This window comes from Amycolatopsis sp. NPDC004368 (genome assembly GCF_053602515.1).
In genome coordinates this window covers 81,881-102,494 of record NZ_JBSGDT010000009.1, presented here as the reverse complement: position 1 = coordinate 102,494, position 20,614 = coordinate 81,881, and the positions used below count along the sequence as shown (strand labels likewise).

The window sequence follows — 20,614 nt, the reverse complement described above, 5'->3', positions numbered from 1 at the left end:
GGCAGTGCACCTCCCTCGCCGCGCGGAGTCAGCAGAACTGCTTCGCCCCACCCGCCAGCCGAGCCGCCCGGCGCACCGCCACCGTGAGCAGATCCGTTGGCGCGCAACACGTTTCGACCAACCCGGCAACCAGTGCAGACTCCGGGCTGAACGTGCGCTCGCCCGTGAACACCGTGCGCCAGACCGGGCCGGCGTGGCGGCGCAGGACCTCCGTCACGGCGGGGGTGACCCGGGCGCCCGCGCCGAGGCCGAGGCGACCGGCCGACATCACGCGGGAGTCGGCCGCCGCGGCGAGGGCGTAGCCGGCGCCGAGGGCGTCGCCGCCCAGGGCGGCGACCACCGGGCTCGGGTGCTGCGCGATGGCGAGCACCGCGCGTTCCAGGCGGTCGGCGGCGCCGCCCGCGAAGCCGCGGGCGAAGACGTCGTCGCCGCCGGTGAGGACGACCGCGTGGGAGCCACCGATGTAGGCGAGGGCGGCCGTGATGCGGTCGAGGGTCTCGGGAACCATGGTGCCGCAGTGCATTTCGAAGTCCGGGTGCTCGTGGATCCGGACCACCGCGACGCCGTGGTCGTGCTCCAGGTCGATCATGTGCCGTCCTCCCAGCACCCGATCCCGGACACCCTGATCCGGGCGCCGCTCACGACGGGATGTCGATGCCGTAGTCCCGGATCTTGCGGTAGATCGTGGCCCGCGACATGCCGAGGGAATGGGCCGCGCGGGACTTGTTTCCGTCGGCGTCCAGCAGGCTGCGCACGATCGCGTCGCGCTCCAGGGACTCCAGTGGGTTGAGCACGCGCTTGACCACCGTGCGGCACTCCGGCGGCAGGTCCTCCGGCTCGATCACGCCGGCGCGGCGGGTGTGCACGACCTTGCGCAGCACCTGCCGCAGCTGGGCGACGTTGCCCGGCCACTCGTTGCGCAGCAGCAGCTGAAGCGCGGCCGGCGAGCAGTGCAGCAGCGGGCCCTTGCCGAGTTGCGCGAGCAGGAACGGCACGAGCACGCGCACGTCCTCGATGTGGTGGCGCAGCGGCGGCACGGTGACCGACGTCGGGAAGTGGCGCATCAGGTCGGTGTCGAGACCGTCCTGCTCACCCTCCGACACCGTCGCGACGCCCCACACACTCGCGTCGAGCCGCGCCGCATCGAGCACCGCGGCCAGCGACCGCTGCTCGCCGGCCGAAAGCTTGTCCAGGTGGCGGAACACCACCGTGCCCGGGCCCTTGCGCAGCGCACGCCGCACCGGGGCCTCCCACTCCCCCGGCCCCACGCCGGCGAGCTCCACGACCTCGCACGGCGCACTCGCCGTGGAGCCGGAGTGCGCGGCGCGGGCCATGGCGAGCTTGCCGCTGCCGGGTTCGCCTTCGAGCACGGTCCACTTCCGGTCACGCGCGAAGCGGCCGACCGAGTGACACGCCCGCGCCCACAGCGCCCCCGTGCCGACGATCCCGGGCAGCACCGGCTGACGCGTGTCGATGCGCGCCGACACCACCTCGGGCTCCTGCAGCAGCCGGGCGCGCACGACGCCGCCGGCCGGGCCGACGTCGCTCGACACCGGCGTGTACGACAGCCGCGCGCGGGCGCCGCTGGGCAGGTCCATCGACAGCGAGCGGTCCGACTGCGAGCTCAGCGCCTCCACGGCCCGCGCCAGCAGCGCGGCCTGGTCCTCGGGCACGAGCAGCTGGCGGGCGTGGTCGTTGAGCATCACGAGGTCGTTGTTGACCGCGAGCACGATCCCCTGGCCACGCCGGCAGGCGCGCAGGTAGGCCGAGAACAGGCTCAGCTCCCGCAGCCCGACCTGGTTCGTCAGCTCGGTCTCGATGTCATGCGCGGTCGCCTTCGCCAGCGCCAGCAGCAGGGGGCCGGCGTCCTTCTTCCAGCACGTGAGGTCCAGCAGGCCCAGCACCTGGCCCGAGATCGGGTGGCGGATCGGCACCCCGGCGCACGCGAGCGTGTCGAGGTTCTCCGCGTAGTGCTCGTGGCCGAACACGGCGGTCGGCTGCCTGCCTTCGAGTGCCGTGCCGATCCCGTTCGTACCAACGAACTCCTCGGCGTAGCTGAATCCACGCGCGAGCTGCACCCCATCGAGGTACCGCTCCAGCGCGCGGTCCTCCGTGCGGCGGTCGAGCACCAGCGCCTGGTCGTCGGTGAGCACCACGCTCACGGCGAGGTCGCTCAGCTTGTCCTCCAGCGCGTCGAGCACCGCGCCCGCGCTCTGCAGCAGCGGCGTCTCGAGATCGGGGTCCGCCACGTACGGCGTTTTCACGGAGTCGGCGGCCACCCGGTGGGTCCGGGACCGCCACCAGGACGCGAGGATCGTCTTGCGGACGCTTTCCGCGTCGACCTGCTCCGTGGACAGGAACTGCTCCCTGGCCGTCGCCAGGCGGTCCGGCGACGTGATGGAGGCGCCTGCGTCGGTCAAAGCCTCACCTCCCGGCAGTAGGGCGCCGTGCGCCCCAGCCAGGCACACGACGTCGTGTGCCAGTCACCATAACGGCAGCGCCGACCACTGCCTGTCTCATATTGAGACCACCATCACAGGGTACTCGCGGTGTCATTCCCTGCATCCGGACGGCGACGTGCGAGCTGCATCCGGTGCCCGGCGGGCCAAGCGGCCGGGGACCGGATCACCACCCGCGAGCGGCGCGAACCAAGCCGAGCCAGGAACTGCCGACGAGGCGATCAGGTGGAGGTACACGGCGTGAGTCGACAAAGTCTGAGCAAGGCACACAAGAAGATCACGGAACTGTCGTGGGAACCGACCTTCGCGACCCCCGCGAAGCGCTTCGGGACCGACTACAAGTTCGACAAGGCCCCCAAGAAGGACCCGCTCAAGCAGATTCTCCGGTCCTACTTCCCGATGGAGGAGGAAAAGGACAACCGCGTGTTCGGCGCCATGGACGGCGCCATCCGCGGCAACATGTTCCGCCAGGTCCAGGAACGCTGGATGGAGTGGCAGAAGCTGTTCCTGTCCATCATCCCGTTCCCGGAGATCTCCGCGGCCCGCGCGATGCCGATGGCCATCGACGCGGTGCCCAACCCCGAGGTGCACAACGGCCTCGCGGTGCAGATGATCGACGAGGTCCGCCACTCGACGATCCAGATGAACCTCAAGCGCCTCTACATGAACCACTACATCGACCCCGCGGGGTTCGACATCACGGAGAAGGCGTTCTCGAACAACTACGCCGGCACCATCGGCCGGCAGTTCGGGGAGGGCTTCATCACCGGTGACGCGATCACCGCGGCCAACATCTACCTCACGGTGGTGGCCGAGACCGCGTTCACGAACACCCTGTTCGTCGCCATGCCCTCGGAGGCGGCGGCCAACGGCGACTACCTGCTGCCCACGGTGTTCCACTCCGTGCAGTCCGACGAGTCCCGCCACATCAGCAACGGCTACTCCATCCTGCTGATGGCGCTGGCGGACGAGGACAACCGGCAGCTGCTCGAGCGCGACCTGCGCTACGCCTGGTGGAACAACCACTGCGTGGTCGACGCGGCCATCGGCACCTTCATCGAGTACGGCACGAAGGACCGCCGCAAGGACCGCGACAGCTACGCCGAGATGTGGCGGCGGTGGATCTACGACGACTACTACCGCAGCTACCTCATCCCGCTCGAGAAGTACGGCCTGAAGATCCCCCACGACCTCGTCGAAGAGGCGTGGGACCGGATCATCAACAAGCACTACGTGCACCGCGTGGCGCAGTTCTTCGCCACCGGGTGGCCGGTGAACTACTGGCGCATCGACCCGATGACCGACACCGACTTCGAGTGGTTCGAAGCGAAGTACCCGGGCTGGTACAACCAGTTCGGCAAGTGGTGGGAGGCGTACAACCGCCTGCGCTACCCGGGCAAGAACAAGCCGATCGCGTTCGAGAACGTCGGCTACGAGTACCCGCACCGCTGCTGGACCTGCATGGTGCCGTGCCTCATCCGCGAGGACATGGTGACCGAGAAGGTCGACGACCAGTGGCGCACCTACTGCTCGGAGACCTGCGCCTGGACCGACACCACGGCGTTCCGCGGCGAGTACGAGGGCCGCGAGACCCCGAACATGGGCCGGCTCACGGGCAAGCGCGAGTGGGAGACGCTCTACGACGGCATGGACCTCGCCGACATCATCTCCGACCTCGGATACGTCCGCGACGACGGGAAGACCCTCATTCCGCAGCCGCACCTCGACCTCGACGACCCGAAGAAGCTGTGGACGCTGAACGACGTCCGCGGGATCACCTTCGGCAGCCCGAACATCGCGCTCAACAAGATGTCGGACGCCGAGCGCGAGGCGCACGTCGCCGCGTACAAGGCGAACCCGAACGTCACGGTGGCCTGAGGCCGCAACCCCGAAACGGCATCCCGCCGGGGTTCCCGGGTTCGAGTCCCGGGTGCCCCGGTGGGTGCCCCCATCCCCAGGAGCGGCGTCCATGGGCGACAAGCACAAGATCCGGTTCGAACCGGTCGGCATCGACATCGAGGCCGACGAGGACGAGACCATCCTCGACGCGGCCTTCCGGCAGGGCGTGATGCTCATGCACGGCTGCAAGGAGGGGCAGTGCTCGGCGTGCAAGTCCTTCCTGCTCGAGGGTGACCTGCAGATGGACCGGTACTCCACGTTCGCGTTGGCCGACTACGAAAGCGAAGAAGGGTTCGTGCTGCTCTGCCGAGGGCACGCGTACTCCGACGTCGAGATCGAGCTGACCAACTACGACGAGGACATGATCCGGTCCGGCCTGCCGGTCGTCACGGCGGGAACCACGGTGGAGTCGATCACCGACCTGACCCACGACATCTCGCTCGTCCGCCTCAAGGTGGACGAGGACGCGGGCATCAGGTTCCACCCGGGACAGTACGTGGACATCAAGATCCCCGGCACGGACGAGCACCGGTCGTTCTCCATGGCCAATGTCACGGTGGCCGACGGGATCCTCGAGTTCATCATCAAGCGCTACCCCGGTGGGAAGTTCTCCGGGCTGCTCGAAGGACCCCTGTCCGCCGGCGACCCGCTGGAGGTGACCGGGCCCTACGGCACGTTCACCCTGCGGGTCAGCTCCGACCGGCGGCTGGTCTTCGTCGGCGGCGGGGCCGGGATGTCCCCCATCCTGGCGCTGCTGCGGCAGATGGCGGAAAGCGGCAACGAGCGGGAGGTTGTGTACTACTACGGCGCCCGCACCGAACGGGACCTCTTCCACCTCGACGAGATGGCGGAGCTCGCGCGGCAGCTGCCGAAGTTCCGGTTCGTGCCGTGCCTGTCCGACACCGCTCCCGACGGCTGGCCGGGTGACGGCGAAGGCGAAACCGGGCTGGTGACCCAGGTGCTCGAACGGCGGGAGGACAACCTCGCCGAATGCGACGTGTACCTGTGCGGCCCGCCGCCGATGATCGACGCGGCCCTGCCCCTGCTGGAAAGCCTGGGTGTGCCGTCCGATCAGGTCTTCTACGACAAGTTCACGATCACGGCCGCGGCGCAGGACTAGACCGCGCGAGGCCGACCCCACCCGAAGCAGGCCACCACACACAGAGAGGTGTGCTCATGGTCAGTACGGAAAAGCCCCAGCAGAGCTTCCCGAAGCCCGAGTTCACGGGCGCCGAGGCCGGGCTGCTGGACTTCCCGAGCTCGAAGAGCCGAAGCTACAACTACTTCAAGCCGCGCAAGCTGCGCGCGACGATGTACGAGGACGTGACCTTCGACGTCCAGCCCGACCCCGAGCGCCACCTCTCGCAGGGCTGGATCTACGGCTTCGCGGACGGTCCGGGCGGCTACCCGAAGGAGTGGACGGAGCTCAAGTCCGGCAACTGGCACCAGTTCCTCGACCCCAACGAGGAGTGGGAACAGACGATCTTCCGGAACAACTCCAACGTCGTCCGGCAGATCCAGCTCAACCTCGCGAACGCCAAGAAGGCCGGCGCCTACCAGAACTGGGCGCCGAGCTGGGCCAGGTTCGTCGAGCGCCACCTCGGCGCGTGGATGCACGCCGAGCACGGCCTCGGCATGCACGTGTTCTGCTCGGAGCAGCGTTCGGCCCCGACGAACATGATCAACAACGCGATCGCCGTGAACACCGCGCACAAGCTGCGCTTCGCCCAGGACCTCGCGCTGTACAACCTGGACGTGACCGAGTCGGGCATCGACTTCGACGGTTCGGTGCACCGCTCGGTGTGGCACGAGGACCCGGCGTGGCAGGGCGTGCGCGAGAACGTGGAGCGCCTGACCGCGATCGGTGACTGGGCCGAGTCGCTCTTCGCGGCCAACGTGGTGTTCGAGTCGCTCGTGGGTGTGCTGTTCCGCAGCCACCTGGTGATGCAGGTGGCCGCCCGCAACGGCGACTACGTGACGCCGACCGTGGTCGGGGCCGGCGAGCACGACTACGAGCGGGACCGCTCCTACACGCGTGCCCTGTTCAGCATGCTCACCAGCGACGCCGAGCACTCCGCACACAACAAGCAGGTGCTCACGGGGTGGCTCGAGAAGTGGGTGCCGGTGTCCGAAGCCGCCGCCCGCGCGCTGCAGCCGATCTGGTCGCAGCCGCAGGAGAAGGTCGTGTCCTTCGCCGAGTCGTGGAACGCGTCGGTCACCGGCCTGCGCACCCTGTTGTCCGAACTCTCCCTCGACGAACCGAAGGGGCTGCTTTCATGACCGCGAGCAGGCAGTTCTCCGTGGACCGCACCGCTTCCAACATGTGCGGCGTCACCCTGATGAACAACCAGAACGGCTACGTCGTGGCCGAGGTCATGCGCGGCAAGGCCGGCGTGACGGTGGCGGAGTACCCGTCCATGATCCGCGTGGACGGCACGAACAAGATCGTCTTCAACTGGGACGAGATCTCCGAGGCGATCGGGTTCGACTTCGAGCAGCCGGACTTCGAGGAGATCATGTCGACCCACTACGGGCGCATGGTCCACCTCGACGACGAGACGGTGCTGTTCGCCAACCCCGAGGACGCGGCCGAGTACATCGACTTCGACCTCGAACCGGTCGAGTAGCCCGCGCACACCGGTTCACCCCAAGGGGGGCCGGGCCGGGACGGTGCTCGCCGTCCCGGCCCCGGCCCCCGGGCCCTTCCGCGAAAGGACTCCCCATGTACCGCAAGGACGGCGAGAGCTACTTCATCGTCGACAGCCACGTGCACTTCTGGGACGGCTCGCCGGCCAACCAGGCCAACCGGTACGGCAAGGGCTTCATCGAGTGCTTCTACGACCACCACCGCACGCTCAGCCCCGCCGAATGGCTGTGGTCGCCGGAAAAGTTCGGCAAATACTCCGAGGAGACGCTGGTCGCCGACCTGTTCACCGCGGGCCACGTGGACAAGGCCATCTTCCAGCCGAGGAACCTGACCGACTTCTACGTCAACGGGTTCAGCACCACCGAGCAGGACGGGGCGGTCGCGGAGAACCACCCCGGCAAGTTCATCGTCAACGGCGCGCTCGACCCTCGCGACGGCGAGGCCGGCTTGGAGAAGCTCGAAGCGCTGGCGCGGCGCTGGGACCTCAAGGGCGTGACGCTGTACCCGGCCGAGTGGAAGGGTGAGTCGCGGGGCTGGCGGCTCTCGGACCCGTGGTGCCACCGGTACCTGGAAAAGTGCGAGCAGCTGGGGATCCGCAACATCCACGTCCACAAAGGACCGGCCATCGACCCCGCGGTGCACGAGGGGTTCGACGTGGCCGACGTGGATGAAGCGGCGACCGCGTTCCCGAACCTGAACTTCGTCGTCGAGCACGTGGGCCTGCCGCGGCTGGAGGACTTCTGCTGGATCGCCACGCAGGAGCCGAACGTCTACGGCGGGCTGGCCGTGGCGATGCCGTTCATCCACACGCGACCGCGCTACTTCGCGCAGGTCGTGGGCGAGCTGCTCTACTGGCTCGGCGAGAACCGCATCACCTTCGCCAGTGACTACGCGATCTGGCAGCCGAAGTGGCTCGTCGAGTCGTTCGTGGACTTCGAGTTCCCCGACGACATGCAGGGCGAGTACGGCACGCTGAGCACTGACGCGAAGAAGAAGATCCTCGGCCTCAACGCGGCCGGGCTCTACGACCTCGAGGTGCCGGCGGAGGTGACCGCCGGGATGGCGGACGCCCGCCCGGCCGTCGGTGCGGGCGCGGGGGCCGGATCGGCGGCTCGGTCGTGACCGCGGCGACGGCGGAGACCCTGACGAGCCGCGTCCGGCAGGCGCTGGCCGGCGTGGTGGACCCGGAGTTCCACGAGCCGATCACGAACCTCGGGTTCGTGGCCGGCGTCCACGTGCGGCTGTGCGAGGACCGCGGGCACTCGGTCTCGGTGCGGCTTCGGCTGCCCGCGCAGTTCTGCTCACCCGAGCTGGCGTACGTGCTGGTGGCCGACGCACACAACGCGGTGCTGGCGCTGCCGTGCGTCGACACCGTCGACATCGTGCTGGAGGATCACCCGTCCGTCGTCGAAGTGCTCCCGGCGCCGCGCACCGGCGTGCACGTGGCCTGTCTGGAGCAGGCCGTGCGCGACCTGGCGGCCGCGGGGTGGCAGGTGGACGCCCTGTCGCCGGGGCGGCCCGGCGACGGTGTGACCGCCGTGCAGCTGCGCGGCCGGTCTCCCCTCCCCCGGATTTCTCTCGTCGGCACCGGCACCGGGTCCGCCAAAGACCCCGCCTGACCGCCGGCAGGTTCTGCCGCGACCACAACCTCCGTACGGAAAGGACAGACATGGCCAAGGATTTAAGGTTCAACGTCGAAGCTCGCCAGCTGCTGGAGTCGGGTGTGAACGCGCTCGCCGACGCGGTGAAGGTGACGCTCGGCCCCAAGGGGCGCAACGCCGTGATCGAGAAGCTCACCGGAGCTCCGACGATCACGAACGACGGCGTGACCATCGCCAAGGAGATCCAGCTGCGCAACCCGTTCGCCAACATGGGCGCACAGCTGGTGAAGGAGGTGGCGATGAAGACCAACGGCGTGGCGGGCGACGGAACGACCACCGCCACCGTGCTGGCGCAGGCGATCGTGCGCGAGGGCCTGCGGGCCGTCGACGCGGGCGCCAACCCGCAGCTGCTCAAGAACGGCATCCAGAAGGCCGTGCAGCGCGTGGTCGAGGTGCTGCAGGCTTCGGCGCGTGAGGTGACCGAGGCGGCCGACCTCGCGCACGTCGCGACGCTGTCGGCCAACAACGACCCGGAGATCGGCGACATCATCGCCGAGGCGATGGGCCGCGTGGGGCTCGGCGGTGTGGTGACCGTCGAGGAGTCGCCGGCGTTCGGGCTGCAGGTGAACTTCGTGGACGGCGTGGAGTTCGACAACGGCTACATCTCGCCGTACATGGCCACGGACAAAGACCGGATGGAGACGGTGTTCGAGGACCCGTACATCCTGCTGACCAACGAGAAGATCTCGAAGGTGCAGACGCTCATGCCGATCCTGGAACAGGTGACGCGGACGCAGAAGCCGCTGGTCATCATTTCGGAGAACGTGGATGGGCCCGCGCTGGGCATGCTCGTGGCGAACAACGTGCACAACACGTTCCGCTCGGTCGTGGTGCGAGCGCCGGGCTTCGGGCACCGGCGGATCGCCGAGCTCTCGGACCTCGGCGTGTTCACCGGCGGCGAGGTGATCACCGGCGACGCGGGCCAGAGCATCGACGCCGTGCGATTGGAGCAGCTGGGCCGCTGCCGGCGCATCACGATCACCGAGAACAGCACCACGCTGGTGGGCGGCGCGGGCAACGACACCGCCGTGTCGGCGCGGATCGAGCAGATCAAGCGCGAGCTGGAACGCGCCGAGAACGAGCACGACCAGGACAGCCTGCAGGCGCGGATCGCGCGGCTGTCGGGCAGTGTCGCGGTGATCCACGTGGGCGCGGCCACCGAGGTCGAACTGCGGGAGAAGCAGCACCGCGTGGAGGACTCGCTCTCGGCCACACGCGCCGCGATCGAGGAGGGCATCGTCGCCGGCGGCGGCACGGCCCTGGTGCAGGCCCGCGCGGAGGTCGACAGCCTCGACCTGACCGGCGACGCGGCCATCGGCCGGGACATCGTCCGCCGCGCGCTCGCCGAGCCGCTGCGCTGGATCGCCATCAACGCCGGCTACGACGGCGACGAGGTCCTCGCCCGCGTCGGCGCCGCCGGCCTCGGCCACGGTTTCAACGCGCTGACCGGCGAGTACGGCGACCTGTTCGAGGCGGGGGTCATCGACCCCCTGAAGGTGACCCGCTCGGCCCTGCAGAGCGCGGCGTCCATCGCGGCCCTGCTGCTGACCACGGAGACGCTCGTGGTCGAGGAGATCATCCAGAACCCGGGCGCCATCGTGGCCCCCGGCTTCGGCGACCTCGCCGAGGGCATGGTCCGGCCGTCGAACATCTACTGATCGGCGGGCCGGCGGGTGGTTTCCGTCCCCCGCCGGCCCCCTTTCCGGGACTCGGTACCCGGCGCGGGACGCCCGCCGGGCACCGCGGCCGGTCGTGAGCACGGGTGGTCGCGGCGCCCGGCTCACGCCCGGTCTCTCGTCTGCTGTGCAGTGCGCGCCGTGCGGAGGACAGCATGATCTTCATCGTCGTGAAGTTCACGGTGCGCCCCGAGCGCGCCCACGACTGGCTCACCCTGGTCGACGACTTCACCCTGGCCACCCGCCGCGAACCCGGCAACCTGTTCTTCGAGTGGTCGCGCAGCGTCGACCTCCCCCACCAGTTCGTGCTGGTCGAGGCCTTCGCCGACGCCGCAGCCGGCCGCGCGCACGTGGCGTCACCCCACTTCGCCCGCACGATGGCGTGGCTGCCCGACGTCCTCGCCCGCACCCCGGAGATCGTCAGCCTCGACGCCCCGGGCGCCGGCTGGAGCCCCATGGCCGAGCTCCGCGTCGACTGACCGCTCCCACCACGACCCACCGGAGCCGGGTTCCCGCGACGGGTCCGGCTTCGGTGGGTGTTTCAGTGCTTTCTCCCCCGCCTGCGCCGGGTCGCGCGGGCCAGGATCCACGCCAGCGACACCACCACCGTCCCCGCCGTGATGCCCCACGCCGTGAGGTCGATGGCGGGTACCCACTTCACCTCCGAGCCGCGGATCACGAAGGCGCCCGTCGGGCGGGCGAAGAGGCCGTAGCCGAGACCTTCCTTGTCCGGGGCCTCCTGGCCACCGCCTCCGCCGCCGGTGATCATGGCGGCCGGGATGACAACGATGCCATCCTTTTCGACCGGTGAGCTGAAGACGCGGGTGGCGGTGTAGAGCTCGGTGGTGGACGCGGCGATGTCCTTGAGTCCCATGTGGTCACTCCTTCGCTGTGAGGGCCTGACCCGATGATGCCCGCCGATTACAACGTCCGGGTGAAGTCCCTGGCCACGGCGGCTCACGTTGTTAGCGTGGACGCCGCTGACTCGACGGACGGTGGGGACATGACAGCACCCGTGCAGGAGCGGACCGGCACGAAACGAAGAACACCGCAGGGGGAGGAACCGTTGCGCGGCAAGGAAAAACCCCGGCTCGTGGTGAGCATCGCGCTCACGACCGCGCTCGGGGTCGCCTGGGCGGCCGAGGTGGGGGTCGGGGTGGGGGTGAGTCTCGGGAACCTCGTGACCGGGAGCGTGGGCAAGCCGCTCCCCCGGTGAAAAACCGCGGCAAACGCACGGAAACGCCGTAGCCACAACGAAAAGGAGCGGCATGCTCATCGTCGCCGGGTATCTCGTTGTGGAGCCGCGAAGGCGGGAGGCGTATCTCGCGGGGTGTGTGGAAGTGGTGCGCCGGGCCCGGGAAACGCCCGGGTGCCTGGAGTTCTCGCTGAGCGCGGATCTGCTCGACCCCGGTCGCATCGTCGTGTTCGAGCGGTGGGAGTCGCGAGCGGCCGTCGAGGCGTTCAGGGGCAGTGGGTCGAGCGACGAGCAGAACGCCGAGATCCGCGGCGCCGACGTGGCCGAGTACGAAGTCGCCGACGTGCGGCCGCTGACGTGACAGCCCGGGTTCTTCCGTGACGGTGTAGTCGGCCTAGGACCAGATCGTCACGTACACCGGCGGCCGGAAGCGCGACGGCGGCACCCCGCTGCCCGGCGCGCGCATCACGTGCATCGCCGCGGGAGTGCCCAGGAAGTGGCGCAGGGAGTTGGCCGCGCCGGTGCGGCGGTCCGTGGGCAGGGTGGTCACGAACCAGCAGGTGGACATCGGCGTGTGGCGTGTCGGGACCACGACGAGCTCGTGGCGGCGCAGCTGCGGCGCCACGAGGTGCTCCAGCGCCACCGAGACCCCGCTCCCGCTCGCGGCGGCCGACCACGCGGCCGTCTGGTTGGGGAAGACCTGGATCGCGTCGTCGGGGACGCCGAGGCGGGCCAGCAGCCGGCCGGTGTCGCTGCCGGGGTCGGCGCCCGCGGGGTCGAGCAGCCACGGCCAGTGCGCCGGGCTGCCCTGGTGGCGGCAGTGCGGCGAGCCGACCACCACGAGTGACGCGCGGAAGATGGGCGTGCAGTCGAGGTCGCCGGTCACCTCCGGGCCGAGGGCCACGTCGGCGAGCCGGTTGGCGACCAGCACGGGCAGCTCGGCCGTGCGCGCGACGCCGGAGGACGCGTCGATGGCGTTGCCCGATCTTCGCGTGAAGGCCTCCAGCAGCGGATTGGCCACGAACTCCGCGATCTCACTCGTCACGGCCAGCTGCAGGCGCGCGGCGACCCCGTTGGCCTGGCGCACGGCGGCGTCGGCCTCCGCGCCCAGCGCCACCATCTGCGACGCGATCGGCAGCAGCCGGCTGCCGCCCGCGGTGAGGGTCATGCCGCCGGAGCGCTTGATGAGCAGCTTGTCGCCGTGGTGCTGGCGCAGCGCGGCCAGCGCCTGAGACACGGCGGGCTCGCTCACGCCGAGCGCCTTCGCGGCGTCGGTGACCGACCCCAGCCTCGCCACCAGGACGAACGCGTTGAGCTGGCCCAGTGTCATGGTCAAATACTCTCGGTAACCTCGGATCTCGGACATTACTCCTTAAGCAAAGGGTTAATCCAGCGCCTCGCGCACCACGCCGCCGTGTTGACTCGCCCCATGGACGACGAAGCGCTGCAAGTCCTGCGCGAGGTCTGGCGCGCCCCCGGCCAGGACGCCGACGAGCTCGAAGCCGCCTGCGGGCCCCAGCGCTCGTGCAGGAACATGTCCGCCGTCGGGTTCGACGCGCTCGCGGACAACGGCGACCTGCACGCCGCGTGGCACGACCAGCTCGCCCGCGAGGGGAAGCTCACGCCCGGGACGACCACGGTGCGTGACCTCGTGCTCGGCCCGGAAGACCCCGGCCCGGAAGGACCCGGCCCGGAAGCGCCCGGCCCCGAAAACCCCGACCCAGAAGCGCCCGGCCCCGACGAGCAGGGATGAGCGAGCCCGACACCGTTCCGGCCCTCACCGCCGCCCTGCGCGAAGGCGGCTACCTCGCCGACCGCGGCCTCGCCACGGCACTGCTCGTGGGCCTGCGCCTGCACCGCCCCGTGCTGCTCGAAGGCGAGGTCGGCGTCGGCAAGACCGAGGTCGCCAAGACGCTGGCCACCGTGCTGGGCCGCCGCCTCATCCGGCTCCAGTGCTACGAGGGCATCGACACCGCCCAGGCCCTCTACGAATGGGACTACGCCCGCCAGCTGCTGCGAATCCGCGCACTTCAGGACCACCAGGCCGAGTCCGGCGAGGTCGTGGCACAGCTGTTCGGGCCGGAGTTCCTCGTCGAACGGCCGCTGCTGGCCGCCGTGCGCGCGGGTGCCGGCGCCGTGCTGCTCGTGGACGAGATCGACCGGGCCGACGACGAGTTCGAGGCGTTCCTGCTGGAGCTGCTGTCCGACTTCCAGGTCACCGTGCCCGAGATCGGCACGATCGTGGCTGCCAGCCCGCCGCTGGTCGTGCTCACGTCCAACCGCACGCGCGAGCTGCACGACGCCCTCAAGCGCCGCTGCCTCTACCACTGGCTCGATTACCCCGACGCCGACCGCGAAACCGAGATCGTGCTCGTGCGGGAGCCCGGCGTCGAGCAGACCCTGGTGCGCCAGGTCGTGGCCGCGGTCCGGCGGCTGCGGGAGCTCGACCTCGCGAAGCCGCCCGGTGTGGCCGAGACTCTCGACTGGGCCCGGATGCTGCGGTTCCTCGGCGAGGGCACGCTCGACGAACGCTCCGCCGCCGACACGCTGGGCGCCGTCGTGAAGGACCGCGACGACCTCGACGTCGTGCGCGAGCACCTCGCGGAACTCGCCTGAAGTGGCTGAGCTCGTCGGCGTGCTCACCGGCTTCGCGCGGGCCCTGCGCGACGCGGGCCTGCCCGTCGGCTCGGGTGACGCGCTCGTCCACTGCCGCGCGATGGCGGTCCTGGACACCACCGATCTCGCCGACGTCTACTGGGGCGGGCGCACCACGCTGCTCAAGCGCCACGAGGACCTCCCCCGCTACGACGAGACCTTCCGGCGCTACTTCCTCGGCGAGCACGAAACCCCGGTCGCGCTGCTCACGATCCTGGCCGAACAGGCCGCCGACGCGACGCTGGCGTTGCCCGAACCCGACAGCACTCGCGACGAACAGGAGACCGACCCGCCACTGGGGCTCAGCGCGTCCGATGTGGACAGCCTCAAGCGCAAGTCCTTCGGCTCCTGCACCCCCGAAGAGCTCGCCGCGATCCGCCGCCTGGTCGCCCGGCTGCGGCTCACCCCGCCCAGCCGCCGCACGCGCCGCACCCGGCCCGCGCGCAAGGGCCACGAGCCGGACCTGCGCCGCACCGTGCGCGAGTGCCTGCGGACGTTCGGCGAACCCCGTGCACTGCGGTGGCGCGAACGGCGGGTGCGGCTGCGGCCGCTGATCCTCGTGCTCGACGTCTCCGGATCGATGGCCGCGTACTCGCGCACGCTGCTGCAGTTCGCCTACTCCGCGCACCGCGCGGCCGCGAAGGTCGAGGTGTTCTGCTTCGGCACGCGGCTCACCCGGATCACGGCCCAGCTGGGCACCCGCGACGCCGACGAAGCACTGGCGCGGGCGGCCGAAGCCGTGGTCGACTGGGAGGGCGGCACCCGGATCGGGGCCGCGCTCGACGAGTTCGTGCGCACGTACGGCCGCCGCAGCCGGTGCCGCGGCGGGGTGGTCGTGATCTGTTCCGACGGCTTCGACCGCGGCGACCCGGACGTGCTGGCGCGGGCGGTCGGGCGGCTGTCGCGGTTGTGCCACCGGTTGGTGTGGGCGAACCCGCACGGCGCCGCGGGCTCGCTCGGGATGAGAATCGCCGCGCCGTCCGTGGACCTGCTCGTGACCGGCCACGACCTGCGCAGCCTGGAAGAGCTCGCGGCGGCGCTGCCGCGGGTTCGGTGAGGAGCCGGCGATGCGGTGGAGCGTGGGGATCGAGGCAGACGGCGAGCGCGTGTTCACGCGCGAGGAGATCGTGAACCTGGCCGACGCCGTGGCCGCCGCGGGCGGTATCGCCAGCGGCATCGGCACCACCCGCTACGGCGTGCGGCTGCTCGTGGAGGCCCCCGACCGCGAGAAGGCGATCGCGCTGGCCACCGCGGAGTTCCGCCGCGCCGCGCGGGAGGCCGGCCTGCCGGTGCTGCCGGTCGGCCGCGTCGAAGCCGTGAGCGAATGATCCGGCTCGGCCCCGCGTCGGGCTACCCGTTCGAGGGCCCGCACCTGCTCGGCGGCTGGGCCCCGCCCGCGGTGGCCGCCGTGTACGCCGTGCTGTACCGCCCCGCGCCCGACACCCGGCCGGACCGCTACGCCGTGGTGTACGTCGACCAGGCCGACGACCTGTCGCGGGCGGGTCTTCCCTGGCGCCACCCACGCGCACCGTGCTGGGTCGCGCGAGCGGGTTCGCGGTGGAAGGTGCACATCTGCGCCTACGAGGTCCCGGGCGGGCAACGGGCGCACCGCGAGCAGATCGTGCGCGAGCTGACGGCCGTCTACCACCCGCGCTGCAACGAAACCCAGTTCGACCACAGCTGGGCCGCGGAGTGGATCGGCCACGAACGCTGAGGCCCCTCTCATCCTCCGCGGATGAGGCCCGCCGGTTCGGTCGGCGGTGACGATGCTCCCGGACACGACCGCGAGGCCGCGAAGCGACGGGCCGGAGGTGGAGGCAGGGATGGCAGCGACAGTCACCGAACCGCCGCAGGCGGACGTCCTCGTGATCTTCGGGATCACCGGCGACCTGGCGAAGGTCATGACCTTCCGGTCGCTCTACCGGCTCGAGGCGCGTGGCCTGCTCACGTGCCCCGTGGTCGGGGTGGCCGCCGATGACTGGACACTCGACCGGCTGCTCGAACGGGCGCGATCGTCGATCGAGGCGACCGGCGACCTCGACAAGGCGGTCTTCAACCGCTTCGCCGCCAAGCTGTCCTACGTCGGCGGTGACTTCACCGACCCGGCCACCTACGACCGGGTCGGCGCCGCGGTGAAAGGCGCCACGACTCCGGTGTTCTACCTGGAGATCCCGCCGTTCCTGTTCTCCCGGGTGGTGCAGGGGCTGTCCGAGGCGGGGCTGACGGGCGGCGCCCGGCTCGTGATCGAGAAGCCGTTCGGCCACGACCAGCAGTCCGCCCGCGCGCTCGCCGCCGACCTGCACCAGTACGTGGACGAGGAGCAGCTGTTCCGCGTCGACCACTACCTGGGGAAGATGGGGCTGCAGGAGATCCTGCACCTGCGGTTCGCCAACGCCGTCCTGGAGCCGCTGTGGAGCCGCAACTACCTCGAGTGCGTCGAGATCACGATGGCGGAGAGCTTCGGCGTCGAGGACCGCGGTCACTTCTACGATCCGGTCGGCGCGTTGCGCGACGTCGTGGTCAACCACCTGATGCAGGTGGTCGCGGCGGCCGCGATGGAACCGCCCTCGCGCGGCGATCCGGTGACGCTGAAGGAGTCGCAGGTCGGCCTGTTCCGCGCGGTGGTGGAGGCGAACCCGGCCCACTACGTGCGCGGCCAGTACCGCGGCTACCTCGACATCGACGGCGTTCCGCGCGGCTCGACCACCGAGACGTACGCGGCGCTGCGCCTCGACATCGAGAACTGGCGCTGGGCCGGCGTGCCGTTCTTCCTCCGGACGGGCAAGCGGCTGCCGGTGACGCAGACGGAGCTGCGGCTGGTGTTCAAACGCCCGCCGAAGCTGGGGTTCGGGCTGGTCGGGCACGCGGCGGAGCCGAACCAGCTCGTGCTGAGGCTCGACCCGTCGACCGGGGTCCGGATCCAGGTCGACGCCTTCCGCGCCGACGTGGCCCGCATCGCGCCGATCGAGCTCGACATGGAGTTCGCCGACGAGGGCGGTGAGGGCCCGACGCCGTACGAGGTCCTGCTGCACGCGGCGATGATCGGGAACAGCACCCGGTTCTCCCGGCAGGACGGCGTCGAGGAGACCTGGCGGGTCATGCAGCCGCTGCTCGACGCGCCGCCGCCGGTGCAGACCTACGAGCCGGGCGGCTGGGGCCCGGCCGCGGCCGCGGAGATCACGGCCGGGTTCGGCGGCTGGCGCACGCCCTGGACGACTCGCTGATCAGGTCCGGCCCAGCGAGATGTGCGGGTGGTCCGCGTCGTCGTCGCTCCAGACGATGCGGCGGGGTCTCGCGGACCACTCGACCGTCGCGGCGTGGTCGCGCTCGAAGTAGTCCCACGCCCACGACAGGAACGCATCGACCTTGCTGTGCACCCCGCTCAGCAGCATCGCGTGGACCCCGAGCCAGGCGGCGAACGCGAGCGGGCCATCGATCTGGTGGCGGTGCCTGCCGACCTCGGCGACGGCGGCGTTGCGCCCGATCATCGCCATGATGCCCTTGTCCTTGTAGTGGAACGGTTTCGCCGGCTGTCCGGCGCGCCGGCGCAGGATGTTGGCGGCGGCCCACTCGCCGGACTGCTGGGCCACGGAACCCAGCTGCGGCAAAGCTTTGTGGTGCGGCGCCGGGATGTTCGCGGCGTCGCCGATCGCGTACACGTCCGGGTGCCCCTCGATCGTCAGGTCGGGCAGCACGTCGACCCGCCCGCCGTGGCCCGTGTCGAGCCCCGGGGCCGCCTGCACCACGGGCGCCGCCGACTCGCCGCCGCCCCAGATGACGGTGCGGGTCGGGATGGCGGTGCCGTCGTCGAGCTCCACGCGGTCGGCGTGCACCGCCGCCACGCCCGTGCGCAGCCGGGGCTCGGCGCCGTGCTCGGTGAGCCGCTTGTGCGCGTATTCGTGCGACCGGTGGGAGAAGGCGCCGAGCAGCTCGCCGCCGCGGTCGATCAGGAAGATCCGCCCGGCTTGGGGGATGTGGTCCATCGACGCGAGGGCGGCCATCAGCTCGGTGAGCGCCCCGGTGATCTCCACCCCGGTCGGGCCGCCACCGACGACCACGATGTCGAGGGCGTCCACGCCGAGCTCCTTGTCCGCGACCGCCCGCACCAGGTCCTGCACGTGGCGCCGCAGCCGCACGGCGTCCGCCACCGAGTACAGCGGGAACGCGTGCTCGGCGGCGCCCGGCACACCGAAGTACTCGGGCTGCGCGCCGGCCGCGATCACCAGGTGTGAGCCGCTGATCCTCGTGCCGTCGGCCAGGGCCAGCGCGAGGCCCGCGATGTCGAGATCCGTGACGTGTGCGGTGCGGACCTCGACCGTCGGGTGGTCGCGGAAGATCACTCGGTGCGGCCGGGCGATGTCCTCGGCGGGCAGCTGCGCGGTGGCGACCTGGTAGAGCAGCGGCTGGAACTGGTGGTAGTCGTTGCGGTCGACCAGGGTCACGCCGATGCCCTCGTCACCGAGGTGCCGGGCACACGCGACGCCCGCCAGCCCGCCGCCCAGCACCACGACGTCATGCTGCCCGGTCACAGCGACAGCTCGCCCATGAAGTCGGACAGGATGATCCGGCTCGCCGCCTGGATCAGGGCGAGGTGGGAGAACGCCTGGGGGAAGTTGCCGAGGTGCCGGGCCCGGTCGACCTCGAACTCCTCCGCGTAGAGCCCCAGCGGCGAAGCGATCCGCAGCAGCCGCTCCAGCAGGCTGGTCGCCCGGTCCATCTCGCCGACCATGGCGAGCGCGGAGACCAGCCAGAACGAGCAGATCAGGAACGTGCCTTCCTTGCCGGACAGCCCGTCGTCGGTCTCGTCGACCTTGTAGCGCAGCACGTAGCCGTTCTCGGTCAGCTCGTCGGCGATCGCGTCGACGGTCTTGCGCATGCGTTCGTCGGTGCCCGGCAGGAAACCGAACAGGGCCGCGAGCAGGGTCGAGGCGTCGAGCGCGTCGGTGTCGTAGTGCTGGCGCAAGACTCCCCGCTCGCTCACGCCGTTCTCGAGGATGTCGGCGCGGATCTCGTCGGCGATCGTGCGCCACTCGCTCGCCAGCTTGCCGTCGTCGCGGATGGTGGCCAGCTTCGCGGCCCGGTCGAGCGCCACCCAGCCCATCAGCTTCGACGACACGTAGTGCTGCGGCTTGCCGCGCGCCTCCCAGATGCCCTGGTCCGGCTCGCGCCACGCGGCGATCGCGGCCGCCGCCTGCGACTGGACCAGCGGCCACAACCGGCGCGGCAGGTGCTTGCTGCGCGCGGTGTGCAGCAGCAGCGAGTCGAGGACCGCGCCGAAGACGTCGTTCTGACGCTGGTCGAAGGCGCCGTTGCCGACTCGGACCGGGCGGGCGCCTTCGTAGCCGCCGAGATCGTCGCGGGTGGACTCGGTCAGGTCGCGGCGTCCGTCGATGCCGTACATGATCTGCAGGCCGCCGTCGGCGTTCGGTTCGAGGTCGCCGACGAACTGCATGAAGTCGCCGGCTTCCCAGTCCAGGTTCAGGTAGTGCAGTGCCTGCAGCGTGAACGTGGTGTCGCGGATCCAGGTGTAGCGGTAGTCCCAGTTGCGCTCGCCGCCCGGTGCTTCGGGCAGCGACGTCGTCAGCGCGGCGACCGTCGCGCCGGTCGGCATGTAGGTCAGGCCTTTGACGGTGAGCGCCGAACGCTCCAGCGGCGGGCGCAGCGGGTGGTCCGGGATGCGGGCGCGGGACAGCCAGCTGCGCCAGAACTGCACCGTCGCGTCGATCCGGGCCTGCGCGTCTTCGACGTCGGCCGGTGTGGCCAGTCCCTCGGCCCACGACAGCGCGCAGAACGCCTTGTCGCCTTTGGCGAGCACGTGCCGTGCCCGCGCGGTGCCGCCTTCGATGCCGATGAGCATGGAGGTGGCGAGCCGGAAGGTCTGGCCGGCGCCGGTCGCGTCGGCGCGGTGCTCGTCGCCGACGATGGTCCACGCCGCCGGCTCCCGTCCGTAGTCGAACGCCGGCTCGCACACCAGCTCCACCTCCAGCTCGCCTTCGAGGCACTCGACGGTGCGCACGAGGAGGTGGTCGGCGTCGAAGTCGGCCGGTGGCCGCGTGTGGGGCGTGACGGTGTCGGGGCCACGGCGCGGGCCCATCGTCAGGGCGTCGTGCACCAGCAGCCAGCCGCGTGGGGTGTGCCAGGCGGTCGTCATCACGTTCGTGCCCGGCACGTAGGCGCGCGAGGTCGGCACGTTGATACCGTAGGGACCGAACCGGAACGAGCCGGCTCCGCGGTCGAGCAGGTTGCCGAAGCTGCTCGGCGCGTCGAACGCGGGCAGGCACAGCCAGTCGACGGATCCGTCCGGCGCCACCAGGGCACCGGTGTGGCAGTCGGACAGGAACGCGTAGTCGGCGATCCGCGGGAAGGGCGAGGTCGTGGCGTTCACGGGGGCTCCTTCACATTCGTGACGCGCGGAGTCGCGG

At 70.6% G+C, this 20,614-nt stretch carries 22 protein-coding genes; 16 read left to right on the top strand and 6 right to left on the bottom strand.

What is annotated here, in order from left to right; genetic code table 11:
* Positions 1-28 precede the first annotated feature (28 nt).
* Together ACWEOE_RS15810 and ACWEOE_RS15805 are read right to left on the bottom strand one after the other, a co-directional pair.
* Positions 29-589 (bottom strand): enoyl-CoA hydratase-related protein, encoded by a 561-nt coding sequence (locus ACWEOE_RS15810; protein ID WP_452009088.1) that lies wholly within the window; start codon positions 587-589, stop codon positions 29-31.
* Positions 590-638: 49 nt separating this feature from the next.
* Positions 639-2,420, bottom strand: a complete 1,782-nt coding sequence (locus ACWEOE_RS15805; protein WP_452009086.1) for a sigma-54-dependent Fis family transcriptional regulator — start codon at positions 2,418-2,420, stop codon at positions 639-641.
* Positions 2,421-2,699: 279 nt separating this feature from the next.
* Between ACWEOE_RS15805 and ACWEOE_RS15800 the strand changes: the two genes are divergently transcribed.
* From ACWEOE_RS15800 to ACWEOE_RS15765, 8 genes are all read left to right on the top strand, one after another.
* The gene (locus tag ACWEOE_RS15800; protein WP_452009083.1) at positions 2,700-4,337 is read left to right on the top strand and encodes an aromatic/alkene/methane monooxygenase hydroxylase/oxygenase subunit alpha; all 1,638 of its coding nucleotides are present in this window, start codon (positions 2,700-2,702) and stop codon (positions 4,335-4,337) included.
* Between the two features lie 91 nt (positions 4,338-4,428).
* Complete coding sequence (locus ACWEOE_RS15795; RefSeq protein ID WP_452009080.1) at positions 4,429-5,478, top strand: FAD-binding oxidoreductase; 1,050 nt, start codon at positions 4,429-4,431, stop codon at positions 5,476-5,478.
* 56 nt (positions 5,479-5,534) lie between these two features.
* Positions 5,535-6,638: an aromatic/alkene monooxygenase hydroxylase subunit beta gene (locus ACWEOE_RS15790; RefSeq protein ID WP_452009077.1), complete on the top strand. Its 1,104-nt coding sequence runs from the start codon at positions 5,535-5,537 to the stop codon at positions 6,636-6,638.
* Entirely contained in the window at positions 6,635-6,985 is a 351-nt protein-coding gene (mimD, locus tag ACWEOE_RS15785; RefSeq protein WP_452009074.1) for a propane 2-monooxygenase effector subunit MimD, read from the top strand. The genes ACWEOE_RS15790 and mimD overlap by 4 nt, the downstream gene beginning before the upstream one ends.
* 95 nt (positions 6,986-7,080) lie before the next feature.
* Positions 7,081-8,127, top strand: a complete 1,047-nt coding sequence (locus ACWEOE_RS15780) for an amidohydrolase family protein (RefSeq protein ID WP_452009071.1) — start codon at positions 7,081-7,083, stop codon at positions 8,125-8,127.
* Positions 8,124-8,624, top strand: coding sequence for an iron-sulfur cluster assembly protein (locus ACWEOE_RS15775; protein ID WP_452009068.1), 501 nt, complete (start codon positions 8,124-8,126; stop codon positions 8,622-8,624). Before ACWEOE_RS15780 ends, ACWEOE_RS15775 begins: the two co-directional genes overlap by 4 nt.
* Positions 8,625-8,674: 50 nt before the next feature.
* Positions 8,675-10,324 (top strand): chaperonin GroEL, encoded by a 1,650-nt coding sequence (gene groL / locus ACWEOE_RS15770; RefSeq protein WP_452009065.1) that lies wholly within the window; start codon positions 8,675-8,677, stop codon positions 10,322-10,324.
* Positions 10,325-10,497: 173 nt separating this feature from the next.
* Entirely contained in the window at positions 10,498-10,821 is a 324-nt protein-coding gene (locus ACWEOE_RS15765; protein WP_452009062.1) for a putative quinol monooxygenase, read from the top strand.
* A gap of 62 nt (positions 10,822-10,883) precedes the next feature.
* On the opposite strand, the gene ACWEOE_RS15760 is transcribed toward ACWEOE_RS15765, so the two are convergent.
* On the bottom strand, positions 10,884-11,216 hold the full coding sequence (locus tag ACWEOE_RS15760; RefSeq protein ID WP_452009060.1) for a hypothetical protein: 333 nt from the start codon (positions 11,214-11,216) through the stop codon (positions 10,884-10,886).
* A gap of 129 nt (positions 11,217-11,345) precedes the next feature.
* On the opposite strand from ACWEOE_RS15760, the gene ACWEOE_RS15755 reads away from it, so the two are divergent.
* Together ACWEOE_RS15755 and ACWEOE_RS15750 are read left to right on the top strand one after the other, a co-directional pair.
* A complete protein-coding gene (locus ACWEOE_RS15755) occupies positions 11,346-11,558 on the top strand; it encodes a hypothetical protein (RefSeq protein WP_452009057.1) in 213 nt (70 codons plus the stop codon).
* Positions 11,559-11,610: 52 nt separating this feature from the next.
* Positions 11,611-11,898, top strand: a complete 288-nt coding sequence (locus ACWEOE_RS15750; RefSeq protein ID WP_452009054.1) for a putative quinol monooxygenase — start codon at positions 11,611-11,613, stop codon at positions 11,896-11,898.
* 33 nt (positions 11,899-11,931) lie between these two features.
* On the opposite strand, the gene ACWEOE_RS15745 is transcribed toward ACWEOE_RS15750, so the two are convergent.
* Positions 11,932-12,867, bottom strand: a complete 936-nt coding sequence (locus tag ACWEOE_RS15745) for a LysR family transcriptional regulator (RefSeq protein ID WP_452009051.1) — start codon at positions 12,865-12,867, stop codon at positions 11,932-11,934.
* A 99-nt stretch (positions 12,868-12,966) separates the two neighbouring features.
* Between ACWEOE_RS15745 and ACWEOE_RS15740 the strand changes: the two genes are divergently transcribed.
* The 6 genes from ACWEOE_RS15740 to zwf all read left to right on the top strand — a co-directional run bounded on the left by ACWEOE_RS15740 (position 12,967) and on the right by zwf (position 17,416).
* Positions 12,967-13,290 carry a hypothetical protein gene (locus tag ACWEOE_RS15740; RefSeq protein ID WP_452009048.1) on the top strand — a complete coding sequence of 108 codons (324 nt, stop codon included), beginning with the start codon at positions 12,967-12,969 and terminating at the stop codon, positions 13,288-13,290.
* Positions 13,287-14,153 carry an AAA family ATPase gene (locus tag ACWEOE_RS15735; protein WP_452009047.1) on the top strand — a complete coding sequence of 289 codons (867 nt, stop codon included), beginning with the start codon at positions 13,287-13,289 and terminating at the stop codon, positions 14,151-14,153. Before ACWEOE_RS15740 ends, ACWEOE_RS15735 begins: the two co-directional genes overlap by 4 nt.
* A gap of 1 nt (position 14,154) precedes the next feature.
* Positions 14,155-15,249, top strand: a complete 1,095-nt coding sequence (locus ACWEOE_RS15730; protein WP_452009044.1) for a vWA domain-containing protein — start codon at positions 14,155-14,157, stop codon at positions 15,247-15,249.
* Between the two features lie 10 nt (positions 15,250-15,259).
* Positions 15,260-15,520 carry a hypothetical protein gene (locus tag ACWEOE_RS15725; RefSeq protein ID WP_452009042.1) on the top strand — a complete coding sequence of 87 codons (261 nt, stop codon included), beginning with the start codon at positions 15,260-15,262 and terminating at the stop codon, positions 15,518-15,520.
* The gene (locus tag ACWEOE_RS15720) at positions 15,517-15,906 is read left to right on the top strand and encodes a hypothetical protein (RefSeq protein ID WP_452009039.1); all 390 of its coding nucleotides are present in this window, start codon (positions 15,517-15,519) and stop codon (positions 15,904-15,906) included. Before ACWEOE_RS15725 ends, ACWEOE_RS15720 begins: the two co-directional genes overlap by 4 nt.
* Before the next feature lie 109 nt (positions 15,907-16,015).
* Positions 16,016-17,416 carry a glucose-6-phosphate dehydrogenase gene (gene zwf / locus ACWEOE_RS15715; RefSeq protein ID WP_452009037.1) on the top strand — a complete coding sequence of 467 codons (1,401 nt, stop codon included), beginning with the start codon at positions 16,016-16,018 and terminating at the stop codon, positions 17,414-17,416.
* Here zwf and ACWEOE_RS15710 read toward each other — a convergent pair whose 3' ends face one another.
* Positions 17,417-18,721, bottom strand: a complete 1,305-nt coding sequence (locus ACWEOE_RS15710) for an NAD(P)/FAD-dependent oxidoreductase (protein WP_452009034.1) — start codon at positions 18,719-18,721, stop codon at positions 17,417-17,419.
* Positions 18,718-20,577, bottom strand: coding sequence for a glycoside hydrolase family 15 protein (locus tag ACWEOE_RS15705; protein ID WP_452009031.1), 1,860 nt, complete (start codon positions 20,575-20,577; stop codon positions 18,718-18,720). The genes ACWEOE_RS15710 and ACWEOE_RS15705 overlap by 4 nt, the downstream gene beginning before the upstream one ends.
* Between the last annotated feature and the right edge of the window lie 37 nt (positions 20,578-20,614).